General features: G+C 70.3%; 20 protein-coding genes and 1 tRNA gene. 14 read left to right on the plus strand and 7 right to left on the minus strand.

The features are described from left to right. Nucleotides 1-55 precede the first annotated feature (55 nt). The 6 genes from QTH87_RS07865 (at nucleotide 56) to QTH87_RS07890 (ending at nucleotide 10,228) form a co-directional block, all read left to right on the plus strand. Entirely contained in the window at nucleotides 56-226 is a 171-nt protein-coding gene (locus QTH87_RS07865) for a rubredoxin (protein ID WP_081781356.1), read from the plus strand. A gap of 78 nt (nucleotides 227-304) precedes the next feature. Beyond that, a complete protein-coding gene (locus QTH87_RS07870; protein ID WP_286370044.1) occupies nucleotides 305-700 on the plus strand; it encodes a response regulator in 396 nt (131 codons plus the stop codon). Continuing rightward, entirely contained in the window at nucleotides 700-1,065 is a 366-nt protein-coding gene (locus QTH87_RS07875) for a response regulator (protein WP_286608319.1), read from the plus strand. The genes QTH87_RS07870 and QTH87_RS07875 overlap by 1 nt, the downstream gene beginning before the upstream one ends. 19 nt (nucleotides 1,066-1,084) lie before the next feature. After that, nucleotides 1,085-1,618 carry a chemotaxis protein CheW gene (locus QTH87_RS07880; RefSeq protein ID WP_286608321.1) on the plus strand — a complete coding sequence of 178 codons (534 nt, stop codon included), beginning with the start codon at nucleotides 1,085-1,087 and terminating at the stop codon, nucleotides 1,616-1,618. Between the two features lie 40 nt (nucleotides 1,619-1,658). Next, nucleotides 1,659-4,004: a methyl-accepting chemotaxis protein gene (locus QTH87_RS07885; protein WP_286608322.1), complete on the plus strand. Its 2,346-nt coding sequence runs from the start codon at nucleotides 1,659-1,661 to the stop codon at nucleotides 4,002-4,004. Nucleotides 4,005-4,021: 17 nt separating this feature from the next. After that, nucleotides 4,022-10,228: a hybrid sensor histidine kinase/response regulator gene (locus tag QTH87_RS07890; RefSeq protein ID WP_286608324.1), complete on the plus strand. Its 6,207-nt coding sequence runs from the start codon at nucleotides 4,022-4,024 to the stop codon at nucleotides 10,226-10,228. Between the two features lie 21 nt (nucleotides 10,229-10,249). Here the strand turns inward: QTH87_RS07890 and QTH87_RS07895 are convergent, their stop codons facing one another. Beyond that, nucleotides 10,250-11,725, minus strand: a complete 1,476-nt coding sequence (locus tag QTH87_RS07895; protein WP_286608325.1) for a cryptochrome/photolyase family protein — start codon at nucleotides 11,723-11,725, stop codon at nucleotides 10,250-10,252. On the opposite strand from QTH87_RS07895, the gene QTH87_RS07900 reads away from it, so the two are divergent. The 6 genes from QTH87_RS07900 to QTH87_RS07925 are packed head-to-tail and all read left to right on the plus strand — an operon-like array spanning nucleotide 11,724 to nucleotide 16,267. Beyond that, on the plus strand, nucleotides 11,724-12,323 hold the full coding sequence (locus QTH87_RS07900; RefSeq protein WP_286608327.1) for a YqgE/AlgH family protein: 600 nt from the start codon (nucleotides 11,724-11,726) through the stop codon (nucleotides 12,321-12,323). The two genes, QTH87_RS07895 and QTH87_RS07900, sit on opposite strands and share 2 nt — an antisense overlap. 19 nt (nucleotides 12,324-12,342) lie before the next feature. Continuing rightward, nucleotides 12,343-12,780, plus strand: a complete 438-nt coding sequence (gene ruvX / locus QTH87_RS07905) for a Holliday junction resolvase RuvX (protein WP_286608329.1) — start codon at nucleotides 12,343-12,345, stop codon at nucleotides 12,778-12,780. Continuing rightward, a complete protein-coding gene (gene pyrR, locus QTH87_RS07910; RefSeq protein WP_286608330.1) occupies nucleotides 12,777-13,274 on the plus strand; it encodes a bifunctional pyr operon transcriptional regulator/uracil phosphoribosyltransferase PyrR in 498 nt (165 codons plus the stop codon). Before ruvX ends, pyrR begins: the two co-directional genes overlap by 4 nt. Nucleotides 13,275-13,278: 4 nt before the next feature. Continuing rightward, nucleotides 13,279-14,241: an aspartate carbamoyltransferase catalytic subunit gene (locus QTH87_RS07915; protein WP_286608331.1), complete on the plus strand. Its 963-nt coding sequence runs from the start codon at nucleotides 13,279-13,281 to the stop codon at nucleotides 14,239-14,241. Next, nucleotides 14,238-15,524 carry a dihydroorotase gene (locus QTH87_RS07920; RefSeq protein WP_286608332.1) on the plus strand — a complete coding sequence of 429 codons (1,287 nt, stop codon included), beginning with the start codon at nucleotides 14,238-14,240 and terminating at the stop codon, nucleotides 15,522-15,524. The genes QTH87_RS07915 and QTH87_RS07920 overlap by 4 nt, the downstream gene beginning before the upstream one ends. Beyond that, complete coding sequence (locus tag QTH87_RS07925; protein ID WP_444812757.1) at nucleotides 15,524-16,267, plus strand: lysophospholipid acyltransferase family protein; 744 nt, start codon at nucleotides 15,524-15,526, stop codon at nucleotides 16,265-16,267. The genes QTH87_RS07920 and QTH87_RS07925 overlap by 1 nt, the downstream gene beginning before the upstream one ends. Before the next feature lie 122 nt (nucleotides 16,268-16,389). Here QTH87_RS07925 and QTH87_RS07930 read toward each other — a convergent pair whose 3' ends face one another. Both QTH87_RS07930 and QTH87_RS07935 read right to left on the minus strand, forming a co-directional pair. Then, nucleotides 16,390-16,536 (minus strand): hypothetical protein, encoded by a 147-nt coding sequence (locus QTH87_RS07930; RefSeq protein WP_286608333.1) that lies wholly within the window; start codon nucleotides 16,534-16,536, stop codon nucleotides 16,390-16,392. Between the two features lie 21 nt (nucleotides 16,537-16,557). Beyond that, on the minus strand, nucleotides 16,558-17,625 hold the full coding sequence (locus QTH87_RS07935; protein ID WP_286608335.1) for an NUDIX domain-containing protein: 1,068 nt from the start codon (nucleotides 17,623-17,625) through the stop codon (nucleotides 16,558-16,560). A 139-nt stretch (nucleotides 17,626-17,764) separates the two neighbouring features. Here QTH87_RS07935 and QTH87_RS07940 point away from each other — a divergent pair, with 139 nt between their 5' ends. Continuing rightward, nucleotides 17,765-18,073 (plus strand): cell envelope biogenesis protein TolA, encoded by a 309-nt coding sequence (locus QTH87_RS07940; RefSeq protein WP_286608337.1) that lies wholly within the window; start codon nucleotides 17,765-17,767, stop codon nucleotides 18,071-18,073. Nucleotides 18,074-18,162: 89 nt separating this feature from the next. Further along, on the plus strand, nucleotides 18,163-19,143 hold the full coding sequence (locus QTH87_RS07945; protein ID WP_286608339.1) for a helix-turn-helix transcriptional regulator: 981 nt from the start codon (nucleotides 18,163-18,165) through the stop codon (nucleotides 19,141-19,143). A 15-nt stretch (nucleotides 19,144-19,158) separates the two neighbouring features. Here QTH87_RS07945 and QTH87_RS07950 read toward each other — a convergent pair whose 3' ends face one another. The 4 genes from QTH87_RS07950 to QTH87_RS07965 form a co-directional block, all read right to left on the minus strand. Next, the gene (locus QTH87_RS07950) at nucleotides 19,159-19,584 is read right to left on the minus strand and encodes a hypothetical protein (RefSeq protein WP_286608341.1); all 426 of its coding nucleotides are present in this window, start codon (nucleotides 19,582-19,584) and stop codon (nucleotides 19,159-19,161) included. A 51-nt stretch (nucleotides 19,585-19,635) separates the two neighbouring features. Further along, nucleotides 19,636-19,710: transfer RNA gene (locus QTH87_RS07955), tRNA-Arg, on the minus strand. Nucleotides 19,711-19,760: 50 nt separating this feature from the next. Beyond that, complete coding sequence (locus QTH87_RS07960; protein WP_286608343.1) at nucleotides 19,761-23,852, minus strand: translocation/assembly module TamB domain-containing protein; 4,092 nt, start codon at nucleotides 23,850-23,852, stop codon at nucleotides 19,761-19,763. Nucleotides 23,853-23,863: 11 nt separating this feature from the next. After that, nucleotides 23,864-25,756, minus strand: a complete 1,893-nt coding sequence (locus tag QTH87_RS07965) for an autotransporter assembly complex protein TamA (RefSeq protein WP_286608344.1) — start codon at nucleotides 25,754-25,756, stop codon at nucleotides 23,864-23,866. Nucleotide 25,757: the final 1 nt, after the last annotated feature.

A 25,757-nucleotide genomic window follows, 5' to 3' on the forward strand; every position in this document is an offset into this window, starting at 1 on the left:
GTTGATACGTTTGGATACGATCGTTGCATTTGATGAACAGGGACCTTAAGCTGCGATGAATACGAAAACCTGGATGTGCCTGATTTGTGGGTGGATCTACGACGAGTCGGTGGGCGTGCCGGAAGATGGTATTGCGGCCGGAACGGCTTGGGCCGATGTCCCGATGAACTGGACCTGCCCGGAATGCGGGGCACGCAAGGAAGACTTCGAAATGGTTGAGATCTGAAGCATGGCATAGGGCCGCGCTTCCTGTGCCCTTCGTGGGGCACAGCGGTCGACAAGGTGTCACAAGGAGCGGTGCGAAATGAGCGCGAATGGATCCGGCTACAAGGTGCTCGTCATCGACGACAGCAACACCATTCGGCGCAGTGCCGAGATCTTCCTCAAGCAGGGCGGCCATGAGGTGCTGCTCGCCGAAGACGGCTTCGACGCGCTGTCCAAGGTCAACGACCACAAACCCCATCTGATCTTCTGCGACATCCTGATGCCGCGCCTCGACGGCTATCAGACCTGCGCCATCATCAAGCGCAACGCAACCTTCTCCAATGTCCCGGTCGTGATGCTGTCGTCCAAGGACGGCGTCTTCGACAAGGCGCGCGGCCGCATGGTCGGCTCGCAGGACTACCTCACCAAACCTTTCACCAAGGACCAGTTGCTGCACGCCGTGCAGCAGTTCGGTCTCGTTCAGGAAGCCCAGTAATGGCGATTCGCAAAGTGCTCGTGGTCGACGACTCCAAGACGGAGCTCGTGTTTCTGACCGACCTGCTCCAGAAAAACGGCTTCTCGGTCAAGACCGCCGAGAACGCGGACGACGCCATGCGCCGCCTCGAGGAAGAACAACCCGACCTGATCCTGATGGACGTCGTGATGCCGGGCCAGAACGGCTTCCAGCTCACGCGGGCGATTGCCCGCAACCCGCAGTACGCGGGCGTGCCCATCATCCTGTGCACGAGCAAGAACCAGGAAACCGACCGCGTCTGGGGCATGCGCCAGGGCGCGCGCGACTACATCGTCAAGCCGGTGAATGCCACCGAGCTGATGGCCAAGATCAGCGCCCTGGCCTGATCGCAGGACCGCACGTCTCATGGCCAACCGCGACGCCCTACGCGCATTCCAGTCCCGGCTGGCGGGCCGCCTGCAGGCCGCCCGCACCTCGGACGTGTCCGCTTCCTGGCTGGCCGTCGAGGCCGGCGAGGCGAACTACCTGTTCCCGCTGGGCCACGCGGGCGAGATCTTCCCGTGGGTGGCGCCGCAATCCGTGCCCTACACGGAGCCGTGGTTCCTGGGTGTCGCCAACCTGCGCGGCGGCCTCTACGGCGTGGTGCAGCTGTCGACCTTCGCGGGCGGCGCGGCGAGCGCTCCCGTGGCGAACGAAGCCAGTCGCGCGCAGTCGCGGCTGGTGGCGCTCAACGAGCTGCTCGAAGTCAATTGCGCGCTGCTGATCGACCGCCTGGTCGGCCTGCGCGGCGTCGATGCCTTCGTCGCTTCGGAAGCCCCGCAACAGGACGCGCCGCCATGGCTCGGCCATTCGTACCAAGACGCCGCCGGAGGGCGCTGGCAGGAAATCAACCTGCAGGCCCTTTCGCAGCAACCCCAGTTCCTGAGCATCGGCGCCTGAACGGCCTGCCGAGCAACGTTTACAACCTGAAGGACCGACCGTGAGCTCGATCGCCGACAAGTTCAAGAAATTCCTGCCGCAGGGCGGCGACCGCGTTTCGGTGGGTGCCGACAGCGCGGGCGCGTTGTCGATGGATCACATCGAGACCGTGCAACCCGAGCACTCGCGCGCGGATCACGTGCAGCGCGACAGCGTGCACGAGGCCGAGCCCGCCGCTGCCGCACCGCTGCCCGAGACGCTTGCCCTGCAGAGCGGCGAGATCCAGGCGCCGGTCGAAGCCGTGGCTGCCGAGCCGGTCGTCCCGGAGCCCGGCGAAGCAGTGCTCGCCGCCCCGGGCAGGCGCCTGCGGGCCAATCCGGCTCGCCAGCAACGGATCCTCGCGCTGGCCCTGGCTGCCGTCGTGCTGCTGCTGCTGCTGGTTGCGGGCTCCGCGATCCTTCGCGCCGAACGGCTGGCCCAGCAGGTGGCGGCCACCGGCCAGGCGCTGATGCAATCGCAGCGGCTCGCCAAGTCGGTCTCGCAGGCGCTGGTCGGCAACGTGCCGGCGTTCACCGAAGTGCGCGAGAGCGCCGAGGATCTGACCCGCCGCGTGCAGGGCCTGGCCAGCGGCGACGATTCGCTCAAGCTCGATCGCGTGGGCAGCCAGTACGACGGCGAACTCACGAAGATCAGCGGCCTGGTCGAGCGCGCCGACCGCAGCGCCAAGGCCGTGCTGGCCCAGCAGAAGATCCTGACCCAGGTCGGCACCGCGCTGCGCGACATCAATCGCCAGTCCTCCGACCTGCTCGAGATGACCGAGACCGTGGCTTCGCTCAAGATGCAGCAGAACGCGACCATCCCCGAGATCTCGGCCGCCGGCCAGCTCGTGATGCTGACGCAGCGCATCGGCAAGTCCGCCAACGAATTCCTGACGGTCGACGGCGTGAGCCCCGACGCCGTCTTCCTGCTCGGCAAGGACCTGAACAGCTTCCAGGAAATCACGCGCGGCCTGCTCGACGGCAGCGCCCAGCAGCGCCTGCCGGGCACCCGCGACGCGCAGACCCGCCAGCAGCTCGAAGCCATCCTCAAGACCTACGAAGCGACCCGCACCCAGGCCGGCGCCATCCTCGGCAACCTGCAGGGCCTGGTGGCGGCGCGCGAAGCGCAGGCCGCGATCCTGGCCGACAGCGAACCGCTGCGTACCTCGCTGGGCGACCTGCAGGAAAAGCTCTCGGCCCGCACCGGCCTCGGCGCCGGCACGATCGTGATGCTGCTGGTGCTCTCGCTGGCCGCCCTTGCCCTGGCGGGTGCCATCGGCTACGTGCAGGTTCGCGAAGGCCGCGAGCGCGCCGCAGCGGCCGAACTCGAACGCCTCGAAGCCGAACGTGCGAGCGAGGACGCCAGCCGCGTCAATGCCGCCAACCAGGCCGCCATTCTTCGCCTCATGAACGAACTGCAGACGGTGGCCGAAGGCGACCTGACGCAGGAAGCCACGGTGACGGAGGACATCACGGGCGCGATCGCCGACTCGGTGAACTACACGGTGGAAGAACTTCGCCTCCTGGTCGGCAACGTGCAGAACACGGCCACGCGGGTGGCGCAGACCACCTCGCAGGTGGAAAGCACCTCGACCGAACTGCTCGCTGCCTCCACCGAACAGCTGCGCGAGATTCGCGAGACCGGCCAGTCGGTGCTGACCATGGCCGAGCGAATCAACGGCGTGTCCTCGCAGGCGCAGGAATCGGCCACGGTGGCCCGGCAATCGCTGCAGGCCGCTTCGTCGGGCCTGCAGGCGGTGCAGAACGCCATCGGCGGCATGAACTCGATCCGCGACCAGATCCAGGAAACGTCCAAGCGCATCAAGCGCCTGGGCGAGTCCTCGCAGGAGATCGGCGAAATCACCGAACTGATCTCGGACATTACGGAACAGACCAACGTGCTGGCGCTGAATGCCGCCATTCAGGCCGCATCGGCCGGTGAAGCCGGTCGCGGCTTCTCGGTGGTGGCGGAAGAAGTGCAGCGGCTGGCCGAACGCTCCGCAGACGCTACGCGCCAGATCTCTGCACTCGTGAAGGCCATTCAGACCGACACGCAGGATGCGGTGGGCGCCATGGAGCGTTCCACGCAGGGTGTGGTCGAGGGGGCCAAGCTGTCCGACAACGCGGGTACCGCGCTGTCCGAGATCGACCGCGTGTCGCGCCGACTGGCCGAGCTGATCGAGCAGATTTCGCAATCCGCCTCGCGCGAAGCCGATTCGGCCAACGTGGTGGCGGCCAACATCCAGCACATCTTCGCCGTGACCGAACAGACCGGTGAAGGCACGCGGACCACCGCCCAGCAGGTTCGCGAGCTCTCGCACATGGCCGAAGAGTTGCGCCAGTCCGTGTCCCGATTCAAGATTGCCTGAACGCCGAGCGCCACAACGTGTCGATCCAAAGCCCCGCCACCGCCCATACAGCCGGCAATGCGCCGGCCACTGAGGATCTCGGGCCGCTGGCCTGGGTATTGGGAGAAATCCAGAAATCGCTCGACGGGGTGAGCAAGACGCTGCGCCGCTTCGCGCGCGAAGCGGCCGCGGCCGCGCCCGGCTCGGAGATCGACACGGCGCCGCTGCGGCTCACGCGCCAGCAGCTGCACCAGGCCGTCGGGGCGCTCCAGATGGTGGGCCACACGACGCCCGCGATGGTGCTGGGCGCGATGGAATTCGCGGTCCAGAGCTTCGTCACCGAGCCGCTGCGCTGCAACGAATCCGCGGTGCAGAAGATCGACCGCGCCGGCTTCGCGGTGGCCGACTTCCTCAATGCACTGGTGGCGGGCAAGACCGTCTCGTCGGTCGCGCTGTTCCCGCAATACCGCGAGGTGCTCGAGCTGGTCGGCAACGAACGCGTGCATCCGGCCGACCTCTGGAACATGGCCTGGCGCTGGGTCGAGATCAAGCCTTCGCCGACGCAGACCGCGCTGGTCTATGACCCCGCGGTGCGCTCCAAGCTCGACCGCGAGGTGCTGCGTGTCGTCAAGACCGGCGATGACCATGCGGCGCGCCGGCTGCAGGCCCTGTGCCTGGGCTTGGGCCGCGGGGCCTCGATTCCGCGCGTGGCGAGCTTCTGGACCCTGGCTGCCGGCTTCTTCGAGGCGCTGGCGCTGGCCCTGATCCCCACCGATTCGCACGTCAAGCGCGCCGCGTCGCGCGTGCTGCTGCAATACGCGACGCTTGCGCGCGGCGACAACACGGTTTCCGACCGCCTCGGCCAGGACCTGCTGTTCTTCTGCGCCCAGGCCATGCCCGGCACGCGCGACGAAGCCGCGACCCTGCGCGCCGTGCGCGTCGCATGGGGCGTCGCCAACGAGCAGACGGTCGACTACACGATCGAGCAGTTCGGCCGTTTCGATCCGCTGGTGCTGGCCCAGGCGCGCAAGCGCATCGAGGCCGCCAAGGAAATGTGGTCGGCGCTCTCGGGCGGCGACACCACGCGCACGCGCCAGGTGGTCGACACCTTCGTGCAGCTCGGCGAGTCGCTGCAGAAGCTGCACCCGCCCAGCGCACCGATGGTGCAGGCGCTCAACAACGCGGTCGACGCCTCGATGCGCTCGGGCCAGCCGCCGGCGACCGAGCTCGCGATGGAAGTCGCGACCTCGGTGCTGTACCTGGAGGCCGCCTTCGAGGATCTCGATCCGCACGATCGCCAACTCACGGCGCGCACCGTCCAGCTGGCCGGCCGCATCGAGCGCGCCCGCGACGGCGGCCATTCGGAGCCGCTCGAGCCCTGGATGGAGGAGCTCTACCGCCGCGTGAGCGACCGCCAGACCATGGGCACCGTGGTCAGCGAACTGCGCAGCCACCTCAGCGAGCTCGAGAAGTCGCTCGACCAGTTCTTCCGCCGGCCGGCCGAAAAGGGCCTGCTGCGCACCGTGCCGAGCCAGCTGCTGCAGATGCGCGGCGTGTTCTCCGTGCTGGGCCTGGACCAGGCCGCACAGACCGTGCAGCGCATGCGCGACAACGTCGACCAGCTGCTGGCCGACGCCGCGCCGGCCGACGAGGGCAAGACCTTCGATTCGCTGGGCAACAACCTCGGCGCACTGGGCTTCCTGATCGACATGCTCAGCTACCAGCCGGCGCTGGCCAAGCGGCTGTTCGTGTTCGACGCCGAGCAGGGCGAGCTCAAGCCCTTGATGGGACGCCAGGGCGCCGAACCCGGCGCGCCCGAAGCGTCGGCCACCGCCGTCGAGCCCGCAGTGGCCGCGCCCGTGCCTGCCGGCCCGGTGCCCGCGCCCGCGCCCGCGACCGTGCTCAGCGTCGAGGAAGTCGACGCCCAGATCGCCGCCAAGCTCGCAGCGCTGGCTTCCCCCGGCCGCAGCAGGCCGGCGCCTTCGCCGATCGAGGAATTCAGCCGTGCCACCGCGAGCTGGACCGCCAAGATCACCGGCCCGGCGCCGCTCGAAGGGCTGCTGCCCGACACCGAGGTCACCGAGCTCGAGGAGGACGACCTCCAGAACATCTTCCTGGACGAAGCCCGCGAAGTGCTGCACAACGGCCTGGCCGCGGTGTCGGCGCTGGCGACGCGTCCGGACGACGACGGCGAGCTGACCGTGCTGCGCCGCGCCTTCCACACGCTCAAGGGCAGCTCGCGCATGGTCGGCCTGATGGACTTCGGCGAAGCCGCCTGGTCCTTCGAGCAGGTGCTCAACACCTGGCTGGCCGATCAGCGTCCGGCCACGCCCGAACTGGTTTCCGGCACCCGCAGCGCCCTGATGGACTTTGCCAAGTGGGTCGAGGCGATCGCCGCCAACGAACCGCATGGCTGGCATTCGGCGCCGTTCCGCAGCATGGCCGAAGCCCTGCGCACCGGCGAGCCGCTGGCAGCCGCGCCACGCGTGGCCGATGCCGACGCGCTGGTCGCTGCTGCCCGCCACATCGCGGCCGAGTCGCTGGCGGCGCAGGCACCGGCGCCCGCCGCCATCCCGCTCGACGCGCTGGCCGACCTGCCTTCGCTGGATTTCGACACCGCCGTGCCCGCACCCGCACCCGCACGCGTCGAGGCGCCGGCCGAAGACTCGACCGTGTGGTCGGGTCTGCACGAATCGGATGCGCGCCCGGGCCACGACGAGGCGCCGCGCGTACCCGACAGCGACTTCGCGTCCACCGACTTTCTCGATTTCGAAGCCACGCCGGAGCCCGAGCCCGAAACGCTCGGCGAACTCGAGGACGTGGACTTCCTCGAGACGATGCATACCTCGCTCGAGCCCGTGCCTGCGCCAGCCACGCGCAGCGCGCAGCCCGATCAGCCGGTGTCGGCTCCAGCCGAGCCGGATGAGGCCGAGCTCTCGTTCGCGCTGAACCTCGAGTCCGAGAGCGAGCCCGAGGCGGCGCAGCCGCTGCCGACCGAGCCGCAGGCAGAAGCAGAAGCAGAAGCAGATGTGCCCGTCGAGGCAACGGCAGCGCAGGCTGCCGAGGATGCCGAAGCACCTGCCGTCGACGAGGTCGACGCCGTGGTCGAACCGCTGGCGCTCGCGCCGGTGACCGAGGCCGCACAAGCCGCCGAAGCCGACATCCCGACCGAGGCCGAGGCCGAGATCGAAGCCGAGATCGAGGTCGAACCGGCCATGGCGGCCGCCGCCGTGCCCGACGAGGCGCCGGCCCACCTGCCGCCGCTCGACATCGAAGCCGAGCGGCCGTCGCTGCCGAGCGCCGAGGAACAGGTCAAGGTCATCGGCCCGCTGCGCATCGGCATCGCGCTCTACAACGTCTATCTCAACGAAGCCGACGAATGGTCGCGCCAGCTCGCCACCGAGGTCGGCGAATGGGCGCTCGAATCGCACCGCAGGGTGGCCGACTCGACCATCGGCCTCGCGCATTCGCTGGCCGGCAGTTCGGCCACCGTGGGCTTCCAGAGCCTGTCGGGCATGGCTCGCCTGATCGAGGCCGCACTTCAGCACCTGCAGATGCAGGGCCGCGGCACGCCGCAGCAGGGTGCGGTGCTGGTCGGCGCCGCCGAAGAGCTGCGCCGCCTGCTGCACCAGTTTGCTGCCGGCGTCCTCAAGGATCCGGCCGAAGGCACGCTGCGCGCGCTGCGAGAGGTTGCGGCCTCCTTGCTGCCGGCCGAGCCGGTCGAAGGCCGCACCATCTATCCGCACCTGGTGCGCGACGGCATGGCCGAAGTGGCACTCGACGATTCCGAGGATGCGGTCGACGTCAGCGACGCCGTCGACGTCGACCTGTTCCCGATCTTCGAGGAAGAGGCGGCGGAACTGCTGCCCGAGCTCGGCACCGCGCTGCGCGACTGGGCCGAGCGTCCCGAAGATGCGGCGCCTCGTTCGGCAACGCTGCGCACGCTTCACACCCTCAAGGGCAGCGCGCGCCTGGCCGGCGCGATGCGCCTGGGCGAACGCGCCCACCGCATGGAGTCCGAGATCGAGATGCTCGGCTCGGGCGGCGCCGATCGCCAGGCGGTCGAGCGCCTGCTGGCACGTTTCGACGCGCTGCAGGCCACCTTCGACGATCTGCGCGCCGCCGACGACGCGATCCAGACCGAACTGGCGCAGCGCGCTGTGGCGGCACCTGCTGCCCCCGCACCGGCCGAGCCCGCGGTGACGGACGCGTCCGAGGAGCAGGAACTGGTCGCGGCGCTGGCCGCTGCCGAAACCGCGTCCGAAGCCGAAGCCGAACCCGTGGCCGCAGAAGCGGCGGACGCCGTGCCGCGTGCCAGGATCGCGCTGCCGATGCCGTCGACCCTGGCGCCGCTGCGCGCGGTGTCGACGCAGGCGGTTCGCATTCGCACCCAGCTGCTTGACCGGCTGGTCGCGCAGGCCGGTGAAGTCATCATCACGCGCTCGCGCCTCGAGGTCGAACTCGGGCAGCTGCGCGCATCGCTCGGCGATCTGACGGGCAACCTGGATCGCCTGCGCCAGCAGCTGCGCGACATCGAAGTGCAGGCCGAAAGCCAGATGCAGTCGCGCCTGGCCCAGGCCAAGGATTCGCAGCAGGGCTTCGACCCGCTCGAATTCGACCGCTTCACGCGGGTGCAGGAGCTCACGCGCATGATGGCCGAGTCGGTCAACGACGTCGCCACCGTGCAGCGCACCCTGCAGAAGACCGTGCAGGCCACGGAAGACGACCTGAGCGCCCAGGCCCGCCAGACCCGCGAGCTGCAGCGCGGCCTGCTGCGCACGCGCATGGTGGAGTTCGAGGGCATCTCGGACCGGCTCTACCGCGTCGTGCGCCAGGCTTCGAAGGAGACCGGCAAGCAGGTCCGGCTCGACATCACCGGCGGCTCGATCGAGATGGACCGCGGCGTGCTGGACCGCATGACGCCGGCCTTCGAGCACCTGCTGCGCAACTGCGTGGCGCACGGCATCGAGGATGCGGCGGTGCGCGAGAAGGCCGGCAAGGACGCCAGCGGCCTGATCCTGATCGAGCTGCACCACGAAGGCAACGACGTCTCGGTGAGCTTCCGTGACGACGGCGCCGGCCTCGATCACGCGCGCATCGCGGCACGCGCCCGCACGCTCGGATTGCTTCCAGAAGGCGTGACGCTGAGCCACGCCGAGGCCGCCGAACTGATCTTCCAGCCCGGTTTCTCGACCGCGGAACAGGTCTCCGAACTGGCCGGTCGCGGCATCGGCATGGACGTGGTGCGAGCCGAAGTCGCTGCACTCGGCGGACGCATCGAGACCCACAGCCAGGCCGGCCAGGGCACCGTCTTCAAGCTGGTGCTGCCGCTGACCACCGCGGTGACGCACGTGGTCATGCTGCGCGCCGGCAACACCACGATCGGCGTGCCCTCCAACCTGGTCGAACTGGTGCTGCGCGCCAACGCCCACGACCTGGAGAACGCCTACGAGCAGGAGCGCTACCCCTTCGGCGGCGAGCAGGTGCCGTTCTACTGGTCCGGCGCGCTGCTGCAGTCGTCGGCCCGCAGCGACCGCCCGCCGGCCAAGGCCAACACGCTCGTGATCGTGCGAAGCGCGGCCCAGCGCGTGGCGCTGCACGTCGACGAAGTGCTCGGCAACCAGGAAGTCGTGGTCAAGAACCTCGGCCCGCAGCTGTCGCGGCTGCCCGGCATGGCCGCCATCTCGGTGCTGGCCTCGGGTGCGGTGGCGCTGATCTACAACCCGGTGGCGCTGGCCTCGGTGCATGGCGACCGGGCCCGCGCCTACCAGGCGGCCGCGCGGCGCCAGCCGAGCGCCGCCGTGCAGGGCAATGCCGAAGTGCCGGCGATGCCGCTGCCGCCGGTGGTGGCGCAGGTGCCGCTGATCCTGGTCGTGGACGACTCGATCACGGTGCGTCGCGTCACGCAGCGCCTGCTGCAGCGCGAGGGCTACCGTGTCGCGCTCGCGGCCGACGGCCTGCAGGCGCTCGAGCGGCTGCAGCAGGAGCGTCCCGCGGTCGTGCTGTCGGACATCGAGATGCCGCGCATGGACGGCTTCGACCTCGCGCGCAACATCCGCGCCGACGAGTCGCTGGCCGACCTGCCGATCATCATGATCACCTCGCGCATCGCCGAGAAGCACCACGACCATGCGCGCGCGCTGGGCGTGAACCACTATCTCGGCAAGCCCTACTCGGAAGACGAACTGCTGCGCCTGGTGCGCAGCTACACCGGCGCCGAGCTGCCGGCCGCGCTGGCCGCCTGAGCGGCTGCGAGGCCTCTTCCTTCAGCCCTTGACCACGGCGTAGCGCTGCAGCGTGCGCTCGCGCGCCTCGGCGTGGTCGACCACGGGCTTGGGGTAGGTCTGGCCGAGCACCACGCCGGCGGCCTCGAGCTCGAGGGGGCGCGCGGTCCATGGCGCGTGGATCGCGGCGTTCGACAGTTCCCCGAGCTGCGGCAGGTAGCGGCGGATGAACTTGCCCTCGGGATCGAAGCGCTCGCTCTGCGTGACCGGGTTGAAGATCCGGAAGTAGGGCTGGGCATCGCAGCCGCTCGAGCTGGCCCACTGCCAGCCGCCGTTGTTCGACGCCAGCTCGAAGTCGTTGAGCTGCTGCGCGAAGTAGCGCTCGCCGCGCCGCCAGTCGAGCCCCAGGTCCTTGCACAGGAAGCTCGCCACCACCATCCGGAGCCGGTTGTGCATGTAGCCGGTCTGGTTGATCTGCGCCATCGCGGCATCGACCAGCGGGTAGCCTGTGCGGCCCTGGCACCAGGCGTCGAACTGCTGGTCGGCATGCTTGCCGTGGTGCCACTGGATCTTGTCGTATTCGGGTCGGAAGCTTTCGCCCTGCGCGACGCGCGGATGGTGGGCCAGGATCTGGAAGTAGAAGTCGCGCCAGATCAGCTCGCCGAGCCAGGTCGCTGCGCCCGCGCTGCCCTGCTGCGAGAGCGTGTGGGCCAGGCCCGCGAGCCGCCGGATCGACACCGTGCCGAAGCGCAGGTGCACGCCGAGGTAGCTGGGGCCCCGCACCGACGGAAAGTCGCGGGTCGTGTCGTAGCGGTCGATGCGCTGCAGGAAGTCGTCGAGCAGCGCCGCTCCGCCCTGGCTGCCGGTCGGGATCTCGAGTTCGCCGAGGTTGGTGGTCTCGAAGCCGAGGTCGGCCAGCCGCGGCACCGGCGTTTGCAGCGCCCTGGGTGCCGGCGCGAGGGCATCGGCGTAGGTACGCACCGGGTAGGCCTTGAGGAAGAAGGCATCGACCTTGGCCAGCCAGGCGCGCTTGTACGGCGTGAAGACGCTGTAGGGCTGGCCGGCCTGGGTCAGCAGTTCGTCGCGGTCGAACACCGCCTGGTCCTTGAAGGTGTGGAAGGCGACGCCCGCATTGGCCAGCGCGCCCAGGACCTTGGCATCGCGGTCAAGCGCCTCGGGCTCGTCGTCGCGGTTGGCGAACACCGCCTGCGCCTCGAGCGTGCGCGCCAGTTCGGCGAGCTCGTGCGAGGCGTCGGCATGGCGCACCACAAGCGACCCGCCCAGCGATTCCAGCTCGGCCTGCAGTTCGGCCACCGAGTCGCGGATGAACTCCACGCGCCGGTCGGCGCGCGGCAGCGGATCGAGGATCGCGCGGTCGAAGACGAACACGCAGACCACCTGCCGGCAGCTGCGCAGGGCCTGATAGAGCGCGGCGTTGTCGTCCACGCGCAGGTCGCGGCGGAACCACATCAGGCCCTTCGGGTAGATCTTGTCGACGGCCAGTAAAATCGGCGGCATGGCCTTCGATTCTGCCCCCATGAACCTCACGCATCATTTTCTGATCGCGATGCCGGGTCTCGAGGACAAGGCTTTCAACCGCAGCGTGGTCTATCTCTGCGAGCACAGCGAGCGCGGCGCGCTCGGCCTGGTGATCAACAAGCCCAGCGACATCAACCTCGGCGTGCTGTTCGAGAAGATCGAGCTGCGCCTGACCCGGCCCGAACTCGGCAGCGCGCCGGTGTTCCAGGGCGGCCCGGTGCAGACCGAGCGCGGCTTCGTGCTGCACGAACCCGTGTTCGCCCAGGGCGACAAGCCCGACGAATCGGTCTATGCCTCGACTATGACCATCCCGGGCGGACTCGAGATGACGACCTCCAAGGATGTGCTGGAGGCCCTGGCCACCGGCGCCGGCCCGCGCAAGGTGCTGGTCTCGCTGGGCTATGCGGCCTGGGGCGAGGGCCAGCTCGAGTCCGAACTGGCCGAGAACAGCTGGCTCACGGTCGGCGCCGACCCGGCCGTCATCTTCGACACACCGATCGAGCAGCGCTACGACAAGGCGCTCGGCCTGCTCGGGCTCGAGGCCTGGACGCTCTCGCCGGACGCGGGGCACGCATGACTGCCGCGAGGTTCTTGCAATGAGCGCTTCGGCACAGCCCGCCGGCGCTCCTGTTCCCGTTCCAGTTCCCGCCCATTTCCAGAGCTTCCTGGCCTTCGACTACGGCCAGAAGCGCACCGGCGTCGCCAGCGGCAACCGGCTGCTGCGCAGCGCCACGCCGCAGGCCACGATCAAGGCCGAGGGCGACGCCCGCTTCGCGCAGGTCGAGGCCCGCATCCGCGAATGGCAGCCCGATGCCCTGGTGGTCGGCGTGCCCTTCCATCCCGACGGCGCGCCGCACGACAACACCCGCACCGCGCAGCGCTTCGCGCGCCAGCTGCACGGCCGCTTCGGCCTGCCGGTGTACGAGGTCGACGAGCGCTACAGCACCACCGAGGCGCTGGCCGCCGGTGCCCGCGACGCCGACGCCGCATCGGCCTGCATCATCCTTGAACAGTTCCTGAGGAGCCTTCCGTGAACACGATCCCCGACGCCGAGGCGCTCTATCTCGAGCTGCTGCGCGGCGTGAAATCCCTGCTCGGCCCCGACACCCGGCTGGTCGGCATCACTTCGGGCGGTGCCTGGCTGGTCGAGCGGCTGCACAAGGATCTCGGCCTGGCCGGCGCGCCGGGCGTGATCTCGTCGGCGATGCATCGCGACGACTTCGCGCGCCGCGGCCTCAGCGCCAGCGCCCAGACCACGCTGCCCTTCGACGTCAACGGCGCCGACGTGCTGCTGCTCGACGACGTGCTCTACACCGGCCGCACGATCCGCGCGGTGCTCAACGAGCTGTTCGACTTCGGGCGCCCGGCCTGCGTGCGGCTGGCGGTGCTGATCGACCGCGGCGGCCGCGAACTGCCCGTGGCGGCCGACTTCGCGGCCCAGAGCCTGGCGCTGCCGGCCACGCAGTCGCTGGCTCTGGCACGCGGCGACGGCGGTGCCTTCAGCTTCCAGGTCGAAGAAAGCAAGTAAAGAAATGCTCTACAAGCGCAATCCGCAGCTCAACAGGAACGGCGAGCTGATCCACCTGCTGTCGATCGAGGGCCTGCCCAAGGACATCGTCACCCACATCCTCGACACCGCGGCCAACTTCACGAGCGTGAGCGACCGCGAGGTCAAGAAGGTGCCGCTCTTGCGCGGCAAGAGCGTGTTCAACCTCTTCTTCGAGAATTCCACGCGCACCCGCACCACCTTCGAGATCGCGGCCAAGCGGCTGTCGGCCGACGTCATCAACCTCGACATCGCGCGCTCGTCGGCGACCAAGGGCGAATCGCTGCTCGACACCATCGCCAACCTGAGCGCGATGGCGGCCGACCTGTTCGTGGTGCGCCACAGCGAATCGGGCGCGCCCTACCTTATCGCGCAGCACGTCGCGCCGCACGTGCACGTGGTGAATGCCGGCGACGGCCGCCATGCGCACCCGACGCAGGGGCTGCTCGACATGTACACGATCCGCCACTACAAGAAGGATTTCTCGAACCTCACGGTGGCGATCGTCGGCGACGTGCTGCATTCGCGCGTGGCGCGCTCCGACATCCACGGCCTGACCACGCTGGGCTGCGCCGAGGTGCGCGTGGTCGGCCCCAAGACGCTGGTGCCGGCCGACATGGCGCAGATGGGCGTGCGCGTGTGCCACACGCTCGAAGAGGGCATCAGGGATTGCGACGTGATCATCATGCTGCGGCTGCAGAACGAGCGCATGAGCGGCGCGCTGCTGCCGTCGTCGCAGGAATTCTTCAAGACCTTCGGCCTCACGCCCGAGAAGCTGCAGCTCGCCAGGCCCGATGCGATCGTGATGCATCCGGGGCCGATCAACCGCGGCGTCGAGATCGACTCGGCCGTGGTCGACGGCCGGCAGAGCGTGATCCTGCCCCAGGTCACTTTCGGCATCGCCGTGCGCATGGCGGTCATGAGCATCGTCGCGGGTAACGAAGCATGAGCAACATCCTTATCGTCAACGGACGGGTGATCGACCCGGCCTCGAAACTCGACCGCCAGGCCGACATCGCGATCGCCGACGGCGTCGTGCAGGCCATCGGCGATGTCTCCGACGAATTCCGCGCCGAGCGCACGCTCGATGCGCAGGGCTGCCTCGTGGTGCCCGGACTGGTGGATCTTGCGGCGCGGCTGCGCGAGCCCGGCTACGAGCACGAGGGCATGCTCGAGAGCGAGATGGCGGCGGCGGTGGCCGGTGGCGTCACCAGCCTGGTCTGCCCGCCCGATACCGATCCGGTGCTCGACGAGCCGGGCCTGGTCGAGATGCTCAAGTTCCGGGCCGAGAAGATGCAGCGCGCGCGCCTGTTCCCGCTCGGCGCGCTGACGCGCGGCCTGGCCGGCGAGGTGCTGACCGAGATGGCCGAGCTGACCGAGGCCGGCTGCATCGGCTTTGGCCAGGCCGAGGTGCCGCTCGGCAACACGCAGGTGCTGCAGCGCGCGCTGCTCTATGCGAGCACCTTCGGCTACACGGTGTGGCTGCGTCCGCAGGAGCGCGATCTCGGCAAGGGCGTCGCGGCCAGCGGACCGCTGGCCACGCGGCTCGGGCTTTCGGGGGTGCCGGTGTCGGCCGAGACGATCGCGATCTTCACGATCATCGAGCTGATGCGCAGCACCGGCGCGCGCGTCCACCTGTGCCGGCTGTCGAGCGCGGCCGGCGTGGCGCAGGTGCGCGCCGCCAAGGCCGAGGGCCTGCCGATCAGCTGCGACGTCAGCATCAATTCGCTGCACCTGGCCGACACCGACATCGGCTTCTTCGACAGCCGTGCGCGCCTGAATCCGCCGCTGCGCCAGCAGCGCGACCGCGATGCCCTGTCGGCCGGGCTGGCCGACGGCACCATCGACGCGCTGGTGTCCGACCACACGCCGGTCGAAGCCGATGCCAAGACGCTGCCCTTCGCCGAGAGCGAGCCGGGTGCCACCGGCCTGGAACTGCTGCTGCCGCTCGCGCTGCAGTGGGGCGAACAGAGCGGCGCCGGCCTGCTGCGCGCGATCGAGACCGTGAGCGCCGCGCCGGCCCGCCTGCTCGGTGCTGCCGGTGACGCCGCGGGCGCGGGCCGGCTGTCCGTGGGCGGCGCGGCCGACCTCTGCGTGGTCGATCCCGCGCACGAGTGGCAGGTGCTGCCCGAGAACCTCCGCAGCCAGGGCAAGCACACGCCGTTCAGCGGCTATGCGCTGCGCGGCCGGGCCCGCTTCACGCTGGTGGCGGGCCGCCCGGTTCACGGCTGATGCGCACGCTGGCGGCCTGCTGGAAGCTGCTGCGCGCGATCGCGCATGCGCTCTCCGGCTGGTGGACCATCCGTTTCCGCTTCCCGAGCCTGTCGCCGGCCGAGCGCGAGCGCTGCGTGCAGGCATGGGCCGAACGCATGCTCAACCTGATCGGCGTGCGACTCACGGTGCTGGGCACGCCGCCCGCGCACGGTCCGGTGCTGCTGGTGTGCAACCACCTTTCCTGGCTCGACATCCTGGCGATCCACGCGGCGCGTCACGTGCGGTTCGTGTCCAAGGCGGGCGTCGCGCACTGGCCCGTGATCGGCGCGCTGGCGACCGGCGCCGGCACGCTGTACATCGAGCGCGAACGGCGGCGCGATGCGATGCGCGTGGTGCATCACATGGCCGAGGCGCTGCGCGCGGGCGACGTGGTCGCGGTCTTCCCGGAAGGCACGACCGGTGACGGCCACGGCTTGCTGCCCTTCCATGCCAACCTGCTGCAGGCCGCCATCTCCGCCGGTGCGCCGGTGCAGCCGGCCGCGCTGCGCTTCGCCGATGCCGCCACCGGCGAGACCAGCTTCGCGCCCAGCTACGTGGGCGACGACAGCCTGGCGAGCTCGCTGTGGAAGACGCTGAAGGCGCCGCCGCTGCTGGCGATCGTGCGCTATGGCGAAGCGCAGAACTCGATCGGCCGCGAGCGGCGGGCGTGGGCCCACGGCCTGCACGCCGACATCCAGGCTCTGCGCGCGCAGCTCAGGTAGCCATTGCTGCGCTGAGTCCGACCCGGTACCAAGGTGCCCCCCAAAAAAAGACAGCGCCCCGGGGGGCGCTGTGCAACGGCGCCAGGGGCGCCGGGAGGAGGAAACCGAGTGTCTGCTTCGTGTCAGAGAATCCCGAACACCTTCAGCCCGATGATGACGACCAGCGGCACGCCGCAGAGCCAGAGGATGATGCTTTTCATGAGGGTCTCCGGTGAAGTGATGAGTTCACGATAGGGAAGACCCGGCGCGGCGGCTGCCGGCCAATGCAAGGGACCTTCGTGGGTCCTTGCCTACAGCGGTGGACGGTCGAGCAGGCCGAGGTAGTGGTCGAGCATCTGGAAATGGTCGTCGATGAATCGGTCCTCGCGCGCCGCCACCTCGGCGATCGGCACCCATTCGGCGGCCAGCGCATCGTCGTCGGCGCGCAGCGCCGGCAGCGGGCGTTGCCCGAGGTCGAAGAAGTGGCCGTGCGTGATGGTGCGTCCGCGCTGGCTGCGGTCGGGGCGGTCGAAGACGTCGCTGGCGCGCAGGCAGGCGCGCAAGGTCGCGGCCGGCAGGTCCAGGTGGGTTTCTTCCTCGAGCTCCCGCAGGGCCGCCTGCCGCGTGGTTTCGCGCTGGTCGAGGAAGCCGCCCGGCACCGCGAGCATGCCTCTGCCGGGCGCCTGCCCGCGCGTGATCAGCAGCACGTGGTCGCTGCACTTCACGATGCAGTCGACGGTCACCAGCACCGGCGGGTAGGGCGCGTCCTTCCAGGTCGCCTGGTAGTCGCGCATGAGCTCGGCCTCGCGCGCCAGCTCGGCGAACTGCGGCCGACTGCTCCAGCTGCGCAGCAGCGCGATGCTCGACGCCGGCATCTCCGCCGAGAGCGCGTGCAGCGCGGCCTCGGGCGCAGCGAACCAGGCATCGCGCATCTCGCTGGCGCGCCGCACCGGCACCTCCGGCAGGCGGTAAGGCGTCCATTCCGGAAAGGCCTCGAGGTAGTCGCGCGTGGCGTCGCGCAACTGGCCGACCAGGGCGACCGAATTCGCCGCAGCGCCGGGCCCGGCGGGCGGCAGCCTCTGCGTCGCTGCCCGGCGTACCTCGGCCAGCCAGCGGGCTTCGTCGAAGTGGTCGCGCAGCGGCTCGAATGCGACCCGGGCGCGATCGGCAGCGGGCAGGGCCGTGCGGATGGCATCCGCGCGTTCCTGCCAGTCGAAGGGATGCCTCGGCGTCCGCGCGGTGAAGGCCGAGCCGATCAGCACCAGCACCCGGGTGCCGACCTCGAGCGCCTTGCGGACGACCGACAGGTGTCCATCGTGAAAAGGCTGGAAGCGGCCGATGACGATCGCGAGCTCATGCGGAGCGGTCGACGGGGGCAAGGTGTATGTAATTCGAGACTCCAGGGGCTCCATCGGATCGATTGTGGGTCGGATTCAGGACCATTCGGCTTATGCTGACGGACGGATCTCTCGCGCGAGCGGGGGAATCCCGTCTTATTCCCACCTTTGAGGAAAACCAATGAACAAGATTCTCGCCATCCTGATTGCCAGTCTTTTCGCCGCCGGTGCCTACGCGCAAGCGCCCAAGGGAGGCTCTTCGGAGGGCTCCGTCATCACGAACAGCAAGTCGCAGGACCGGGCCCAGGACCGCGTCGATGCACGCCCCCAGGGCAAGGTCAAGGCAGCAGGCGGCGACACCCTGAACACCCCCGAAGGCGGCGCCATCGGCACCGGCAAGTCGGCAGCGGCCGGCCAGGCACGCGAAGCCAAGCGCAACGAAAAGCGCCCGAATCGCAAGGCAGCCCCGCAAGGCGGCACGCCGCAGTAATCGATGCTGCCGGCGCCCACGGGCGCTGCGGCCGATCAAGCCGCCTTCGGGGCGGCTTTTTCATTTGCCCATTCGACACGCGCGTCCCGATGGCCCCTTCGCACCTGAGCGACTTCGGCGAGCTGCTGCTGCGCCTGTACCGGCTGTCGCGCGAGCAGCCGCTGCACCTGTTCCAGGACCAGGCGCTGAACCTGGTCAAGCCGATCGTGTTCTTCGATTCGGCGATGTGGGGCACGGCAGCCACGGCGCCACCGGGCGGCATCGACGTCCACACGCTGCATCTGCACGAGAAATCGCCGCAGATGATGATCGACTACGAGGAGTTCAAGCATCTGGACACGGCCGCGGCCAGCCTGTTCGGCATGCCGCGCGGCACGCGCGCCTTCAACACCGCGACATGGTGGGGCGATCAGCGGGGCCGGCCGTTTCGCGACTTCGTCCAGCGCTACGAGCAGAACAACATGCTCATCACGATGGCCAACGACACCTCGGCCCGCTTCATGGAGTGGATCTCGCTGTTCCGGGCCGATGCCGAGCGGCAGAACACGCCGGCCGAGACCGAGCTCGTGGCCCTGCTGTCACCGCATCTCATGCAGGCCCTGGCGCTGAACCGCGTGATGCACCTCGATCGCCTGATGCCCGCCGACCGCGTCGGGCGCGGCGCCGCGATGGGCGACCTGATGGGCGTGCTCTACCACGCCGACCCCGGCTTCGAGCGCCTGCTTCGCGAGGAGTGGCACGATTGGCCGGGCCGTGCGCTGCCGCCGGAGGTGCTCGATCATTTCCTGCGCGGGCACGGCCGCTTCGTGGGCCGCAAGCTGGTGCTTGCGCACGGCACCGAGCACGGGCTGCTGTTTCTCGCGGCGCGGCCCCGGGCTCCAGCCGACGAGCTCAGTCCGCGTGAACGCATGGTGGCGCAGCAGCTGGCCCGCGGTCTCACGTACAAGCAGATCGCGCAGGAGCTGGACCGTTCGCCGGCCACGGTCCGCAACCAGATCCGGTCGATCTACGAAAAGCTGTCGGTGACCAACGTGGCCGAGCTGGTCGAGGCCTTGCGGCAGGCGGACTGAACGCGCCGGCGCAGCTCAGTTGCAGGCATAGCGCCTGTCGGCGCCGCGCACGCAGTAGGAGCCGTCCGCGCCCTGCAGGTTGCCGCCGTCGACGTAGGTGTAGCGCAGGTTGTTGGCGCTGCCGAAGCAGCCCGTACGGTCGCAGCGCACGAAGGGACCCGGTGGCTGGCGTCGCGGTGCGTCGTCGAGCGTGGACGGCGCGGACAGCGGCGCCTGGCCCGGCGCTTCCCCGCAGGCAGACCTGACGGCGCGTGCCGCGCTCTCCATGGCCTGCCGGTCGCGCACCGGAGCGCCGTTGAGCGCGTTGAAATCCTGGCTCGCCTGGGCACAGTCCTGGGCCCGGACCTCGGCGGCAACGAGCAGCGCCGAAATGCACAAGGCTGCTGCGCCGAGCCTCGTTGCGAGGCGGCGAGCCGGTCCCGGGCGCTGGTGCGAGGTCATCGTGGGAGGCTTCCGAGGGATCGATCGGGCGACGCCTGCGCTCGGCGTTGCTGGTGCCTTCGACAGGAATCGAACCTGTATCTGAGTCTTAGGAGGACCCCGTTCTATCCATTGAACTACGAAGACGAGAGGGACCGAACTTTACCAGTTCGATCCGCCTCTCCGATCCCGGCCGTCTAGTCGAACTGCAGCGTGTAGATCAGGTCGATCGCGCTCTGCTGGCCGGCCTGGGCACGCAGCGTCAGCCGTCGCGTGAGGTCGTAGAAGATGAAGAAGGTGCCGAGCGTGCCGCCCAGGCTGGCTTCGTAGGTGATGTAGAAGTCGCGCGCCACGCGCTTGCCGACGGTGACGGTCGACTCGCGCACGTCGCCGCCGGTGCCCGGCCCCTTGAAGCCGATCTCGTCGAGGCCGAAGCGGCTCGCGAGTCCGCCGCCCGAACCGCCCATGCCACCGAGCAGTGCCAGCGCAGCCTGCTGCAGCAGCACCGATTCGCCGCCGCTGGTGGCCGAGGCGCGGCCAAGCACGAGCCAGGTCAGCGTCTCCTGGTCCGACAGCGCGGGCTCGGAATAAAGCCGCACGCGCGGCGACTGCGCGGTGCCCGTGATCTGCACCCCCACGCGCTGCGAGAGGTTCGGCCGGATCGCGAGGATGTCGAGTTGCGGGTTGTCGAAGGGCCCGTTGAAGCGCGCCACGCCGGTCTCGATGGTGAGCTGCTGCCCGTAGGCGCGGTACTGGCCGTTGACCGTGCGCACCTCGCCCGTGATGCGCGGCGGCGCATCGAGCGCCTTGCTGCTGATCGCGAGCTTGCCCGCGAGCCGGGTCGTGATGCCGCGGCCCTGCACCGCGAAATCGGTGCCGAGATCGAAGTCCACCGCGATGTCGGGCGGCTTCGCGGTCTGGGCGCGTCCGACCTCGGCCTGGTTCAGCGCCGTGCGCCGCGCTGCCTCCTCGGCCGCCTGGCGATCGATCGCCGCCGAGCGCACCACCACGTCGCTGCCCAGGCTCGGCGCGGTCTCGTCGGGCAGGATGATCACGGCGCGGTCGGTCTTGAGATCGCCGCGCAGGCTGAACTGCCCGTTGTCGAGACGCGCCTGCAGGTCGCCCGAGAGCGTGAGCTGGCGGTCGGCGCGCACCAGCACGCGCAGCGCGCGCAATTGGGCCTGCATCGACATGCGGATGCCGCTGCCGGCGGCTGCGCCCGCGGGCGTGGCGCCCCAGGAGAGTTCGCCGCGGCCGTCGAGCGACCCGCCGCCCCGCGCGGCCTCGCTGGAGGCGGTGCTGAGGTTGCCGCTCTGGCCCGGGATGCGCGTCTGCGCGCCGGCGCCGCCCTTGAGCGTGAATTCGGTGACCTCGACCCGGTTGCCCGACAGCGTGGCGCGCAGCCGGCCGTCGCGCAGGTCCAGGCCTTCGACCAGTGCGCGCAGCGCGAGCTGGTCGGCCGCCAGCGTGCCGTTCCAGCGCGGCTCGTCGCGGCTGCCCGAGAGCGTGGCGTTGGCCTCGAGCGTGCCGGCCATGCGCCAGCCCGGCGGCGCGAGGATCGACCAGACGCCGAGGTTCGGCATCCGCGCCGAGACGCGTCCCGACAGCGGCGCGTCCCCCGCCCATTGCCAGCCGCCCTGGCGCTGCTGCACGCGGGTGCCGGCCTCGATGCGGATCTCGCCGGCGCGCTCGCTGTCCCAAGCGAGGTTGGCGCGCACCGAGTCGCCCTCGGCGTCGAGCGTGAGTTCGGCGCGCTTCAAGCCGGCCGGCGTGGCAGTGCCCGGCCCGGCAGCGTCCATGGTGCGTTCGCTCGCGGTGCCTGTGCCGTGGCTGCGGATGCGCGTGACCAGCGCCGCCTCGCCGGCCTGCACGCGCAGGTCGCCGCTCTCGCGCACCAGCCGCGCCTTGGCGCGCAGCGTGTCGCCGGCATCGACATCCCATTCGCCGTTGAACAGCAGGTCGCCGCTGAAGCCGGCCTTGGCCATGGCGTCGCCGCCGCCCAGGACCTCGGCCCAGGCCATCGGCAGGCCCTGCAGGCGGCCCTTGGAAGTGAGCCGGTAGGCGCGCTGTGCCTCGGTGCCGCTGCGGATGTAGCGCAGCGGCTGCCAGTCGATCTTGACGCTGCCGGGCGCCGGGCCGCGCAAGGTGGCACTCGCCGCCGAGGCATCGACCTCGAGCCGGGGGGCGCTGCCGGCCGTCGTGCGCACCTTGGCGCTGACCGGGCTGGCGAGGGTCAGGACCCAGGGCTTGGCCTCGGCCTGCGTGGTGTCGAGCAGGCTGGCCTCGAGGCTCGCGAGCGCCAGGTTCCACTGGTTCAGGCGCTCGATGCCGCCACTGGCGCGCGTGTCCAGCGTGATCTTGCGGCCCTGGACCAGCGCCTCGCCCTTGAGGCTCAGCGTCGCCTGGACCAGGCTGCCCGCGAGTTCGGCGCGCACCCCGGTCAGCAGAATCGGCGCGGCCGTGGCGCCGGCTGCGGCTGCCGGCTTGATTTCGAGCTTCGGCACCGTGAGGGTGGCTTGCAACGTGGTCTCGGCGCCGCCGCGCGGCGCTGGCCCGCCGGTCTCCTGCAACCGCCGCTGGACGGCCTGCCAGCCGCCGCGCCAGCTGGCGTCGAGCCGCGCGTTTCCTTGCAGCGTCGTGCCCGCGAAGGCCGAGTCGAGCCCGGGCAGGCCCTCGACCCAGCGCTGCAGCGCGGCCGCGTCCTCGACGCGGGCCTGGAGGTCGCCGCTGCCGCTGGCCGGCGCGATGCGGCCGTCGACCAGCGCGCTGCCTCCGGGCATGACGAGGTTGAGCCGGCCGCTCGCGGCCTGCTCGTCGACCTGCAGCTGCAGTCGCCCGTCGACGCTGGCACCCTGGGCCTCGACGCGCAGGCTGCGCAGGTCGAGCACGCGGCCCTGCCACTGGCCCTTGGCGAGTGCGCGCTCGAGCCGCAGCCCCTGCAGGTCGCCGCGGGCGCCGACACCGCCCGCGGCCTGCAGCGCGATGTCGAACTGGATCGCGTCGCCGGCCTGCGAGGCCTGCGAAGCCTGGATACGGCCGCTCACGGGCGCGCCGGCCAGCTGCGTGTGCAGTGCACCGGGCTTGACGTTGCGCACCGTGGCGTCGACCTTCCACGGCGCCGGCGCGGGGCTCCAGCTGCCCTCGGCGTCGATGCGTCCCCCGCCGGCCCGCACGCTGGCCTGCGGCAGGGTCCAGGTGCTGCCGTCGTAGCCGGCGCGCAGGTCGAGCTGCTCGACCGGCAGCCTGCCTTCGTCCCAGGGACCGGGCAGCGTGTTGCGGATGCTGGCGCTGGCCTTCCAGGCGTTGTCGCCGGCCGCGCTGTCGGGGCCGGCGTCGATCTCGCCACTGAGCCGTGTGGCGGGCGCCTCGGGCCAGAGGCGGGCCAGGTCGAGGTTCTGCAGCTCGGCATGGGCGTCGATCACGGGCTGCGGCTGCCAGGGCGCGAGATTGGCGCGCAGCCGGCCCTGCATCGGCGGCTCGGCGCCTTCCTCGACCGGCTTGACCTCGGCCTCGACGGCCAGTTGCGCGTCGGGGCCGGACAGCGTGCCACGGAGGGTGGCGTCGGCGCGCAGGTCGATGTTGCGCTCGGGCGCCAGCAGCGCTCGCACGCGGCCGTTCAGCGAGGCATCGATCGCCATCGGCGCCGGCCCCTGCAGCCGCAGCTGCGCGCCGTAGTGTCCGTCGGCGATGTCGACGCCCGCGATCTCGAGTTCGTGGTGGTCGTTGCGGTAGCGGTAGCTGCCTTCGAGCCCGGTCGCCTGCAGCGCGGGCGGTCCGGTCCAGCGCAGGTCGTCGATCTTGAACGGCAGCTCGACTTCCACGGGCAGCACGATCTGGGTGAGCGGCTCGACCGGCTTGCTCTCGGTCTGCGGACGCTGCGTGATCGACACCTGGGCCGCATGCACCTCGCCGAGCTGGACCCGGCGCTGCAGCAGCGGCGCGAGCCGCCAGCCGATGCGCGCATCGCGCACCTCGACCGCGAGGCTCTCGCTCTCCCAGCGCAGCCAGCCGATGCGGCCACCCGCGCGCAGCGAGCCCGAGACGTCCCGGCTCTCGAGCGTCTGGCCGGCCGGCAGGTAGCGGGCGGTGCGCGCGAGCGCGAAGGCCAGCGACTGGTCCGAGCCCAGCCACCACCACGCCGCCGCGCCGAGCAGCAGCAGCGCCGCCAGCAGGCCCGTGAAGGTCCAGGCGAGCGCCCGCAGCGCGCGCCGCGTACGCGAGCGCCGGGCCGGCACTGCGGCGGGTGCCTCCGGCGTGGGATCGGGTCGGGATTCGGTGCTGCTGCTCATCGGGGACCCGGTCAGAAGGTGAAGCCCAGCCGCACGTGGAGGCGGAACTTGCGGTCGTCGATGCCGTAGGCCAGGTCCATCTGCACCGGGCCGATCGGACTGGCCCAGCGCGCCCCGACGCCGACACCGACCTTGGCCTCCATGTCGCCGGGCTTGTCGGCCACGCCGCCGACGTCGATGAAAGTGGTGCTGTCCCAGGCGGTGAGGTTGCCGTTCCAGACGAAGGGCCGCAGGTATTCGATGCTCGCGACGCCGAGGTAGCGGCCCGCGATGACCTGGCCGTCGGGCTTGATGGCACCGATCGAGCGGTAGCCATAGCCGCGCACCGTGGTATCGCCGCCGGTGAGGAAGTTCAGCGTGGAGGGAATCTGGGCCCGGTCGGCCGCGGTGACGGCGCCGGCCTCGGCGCGCAGCTGGATGCGGGCACTGCGCGACTGCGTGCGGTCGGCGTTCTCGACCCTGCCGGCCGGGATGAAGCCGACCCACCGGACGTAGGTGCGCGCGAACGGCAGCTGCTCGCCGCTGAGCGTGTAGCCGCCCGCGAGCTCGAGTGCCACGCCCTGGCCGCGGGTCGGCGCCGCCAGGTTGTCGAAGTAGCGGCCGGTCCAGCCCCAGTTGAGGCTCAGGGCCGAGGCCGAGGGCGGCGGGTTGAAGCCGTGGTTGGTCGCGTAGTCGTACTGCACGAAGAGGCTGCGGTCGATGTGGCCTGCGCTCTTGCTGCGGCCGCCGCGCAGCCGGCCGCTGTCGACCGTGTAGCTGCCCGAGACCTCGCTCTTGAGCAGCGCCGAGGTAAAGGAGCGCCACCCGTTGTCGTCGGGAATCGCGTTCCACTCGGTGCCCAGCGACTGCACGTCGCGGTCGAGCGTGAGCCGCGACACCGCGCGCCAGCCGAGCACCGGGATCTCGTTGTGCGAATGGTCGATCGACAGCCGCGCGCCGCTGTCGGTGGTGAAGCCGACGCCGAGCACCACGCGCTGCAGGGGCGCCTCGCGCACCTGCGCGATCACGGGCGCGGCCTGCGGATCGGTGTCGCGGGTGTCGAGCGTGAGGAACACCGAGTCGAAGTAGCCGCTGCTCGCGAGCCGCTGTTGGGCATCAAGCAGTGCCTGCTGGTCGTATTCGGCACCGGTCGGCACGCGCGCGAGCCGGCGGATGCTGTCGGCCGGGTAGCGCTGGTTGCCGTTCACCACCAGCGGCCCGAAGCGGTAGGCCGGCCCCGAAGCGTAGGTCACGCCGAGCGCGGCCTCGCTGCGGTCGGCGTCGATCTTGGCCTGGCTCGTGAGGATGCTGCCGGTCGGGAAGCGGCGCGCCGTGAGGCTGCGCAGCGTGGCGGTCTTGGCGCTGTCCCACCCCTGCTGGCTGAAGACCTGGCCCGGGCGAAGGCTCCAGCCGTTGCGCAGCGCATCGCGCCTGGCCTCGCTGCCCGGGTCTTCGGCGATCGGGCCGCTGAAGTCGATCTGCACCTTGCTCACGGTGGTGAGCGGACCGGGCTCGACCGTGATGTGCACTTCGCGCGGGGCCTTGCCGCCGGGCGTGTCGCGCAGCTCGAGCGTGAGCGTGGGCGTGAAGTAGCCCAGGGTGTTCAGCAGCTCGCGCGCATTGGCTTCGGCCGCCACCATCAGGCGCGAGATCTCGACCGCGCCGAGGTCGTCGAGTTCGCGAAAGCGCTGGATCTCGAGGTGGCGCTCGAGGTAGTCGCGCACCTCGCGCGGGGCCTCGATGTCGACGGCGAAGGCCTCGCCGCCGGAGCGCGGGGTGTCGCTGCTCACCGAGGTCGACGCGGTCTCGCTGCTGTTCTCGGCGTCGGTCTTCGGCAGCAGGCTGCACCCCGACAGGGCGACCACGGCTGCAAAAAACAACGCCGGCAACCACGCCGGCGTACGAGAACGGACCACCCTAAGCATG

Origin of the sequence: Variovorax jilinensis, from assembly GCF_030316885.1 — a bacterium.
Taxonomy (GTDB): domain Bacteria; phylum Pseudomonadota; class Gammaproteobacteria; order Burkholderiales; family Burkholderiaceae_C; genus Variovorax; species Variovorax jilinensis.

Excerpts from the sequence above, each read along its gene's own strand:
- QTH87_RS07895 (WP_286608325.1), bottom strand. The coding sequence starts at position 11,725 with ATGCCGCCGATTTTACTGGCCGTCGACAAGATCTACCCGAAGGGCCTG.
- QTH87_RS07880 (WP_286608321.1), top strand. The coding sequence starts at position 1,085 with ATGGCCAACCGCGACGCCCTACGCGCATTCCAGTCCCGGCTGGCGGGC.
- QTH87_RS07945 (WP_286608339.1), top strand. The coding sequence starts at position 18,163 with ATGGCCCCTTCGCACCTGAGCGACTTCGGCGAGCTGCTGCTGCGCCTG.
- QTH87_RS07960 (WP_286608343.1), bottom strand. The coding sequence starts at position 23,852 with ATGAGCAGCAGCACCGAATCCCGACCCGATCCCACGCCGGAGGCACCC.
- QTH87_RS07920 (WP_286608332.1), top strand. The coding sequence starts at position 14,238 with ATGAGCAACATCCTTATCGTCAACGGACGGGTGATCGACCCGGCCTCG.
- QTH87_RS07865 (WP_081781356.1), top strand. The coding sequence starts at position 56 with ATGAATACGAAAACCTGGATGTGCCTGATTTGTGGGTGGATCTACGAC.
- QTH87_RS07965 (WP_286608344.1), bottom strand. The coding sequence starts at position 25,756 with ATGCTTAGGGTGGTCCGTTCTCGTACGCCGGCGTGGTTGCCGGCGTTG.
- QTH87_RS07925 (WP_444812757.1), top strand. The coding sequence starts at position 15,524 with ATGCGCACGCTGGCGGCCTGCTGGAAGCTGCTGCGCGCGATCGCGCAT.
- ruvX (WP_286608329.1), top strand. The coding sequence starts at position 12,343 with ATGAGCGCTTCGGCACAGCCCGCCGGCGCTCCTGTTCCCGTTCCAGTT.
- QTH87_RS07875 (WP_286608319.1), top strand. The coding sequence starts at position 700 with ATGGCGATTCGCAAAGTGCTCGTGGTCGACGACTCCAAGACGGAGCTC.
- QTH87_RS07900 (WP_286608327.1), top strand. The coding sequence starts at position 11,724 with ATGGCCTTCGATTCTGCCCCCATGAACCTCACGCATCATTTTCTGATC.
- QTH87_RS07940 (WP_286608337.1), top strand. The coding sequence starts at position 17,765 with ATGAACAAGATTCTCGCCATCCTGATTGCCAGTCTTTTCGCCGCCGGT.
- QTH87_RS07870 (WP_286370044.1), top strand. The coding sequence starts at position 305 with ATGAGCGCGAATGGATCCGGCTACAAGGTGCTCGTCATCGACGACAGC.
- QTH87_RS07950 (WP_286608341.1), bottom strand. The coding sequence starts at position 19,584 with ATGACCTCGCACCAGCGCCCGGGACCGGCTCGCCGCCTCGCAACGAGG.
- QTH87_RS07915 (WP_286608331.1), top strand. The coding sequence starts at position 13,279 with ATGCTCTACAAGCGCAATCCGCAGCTCAACAGGAACGGCGAGCTGATC.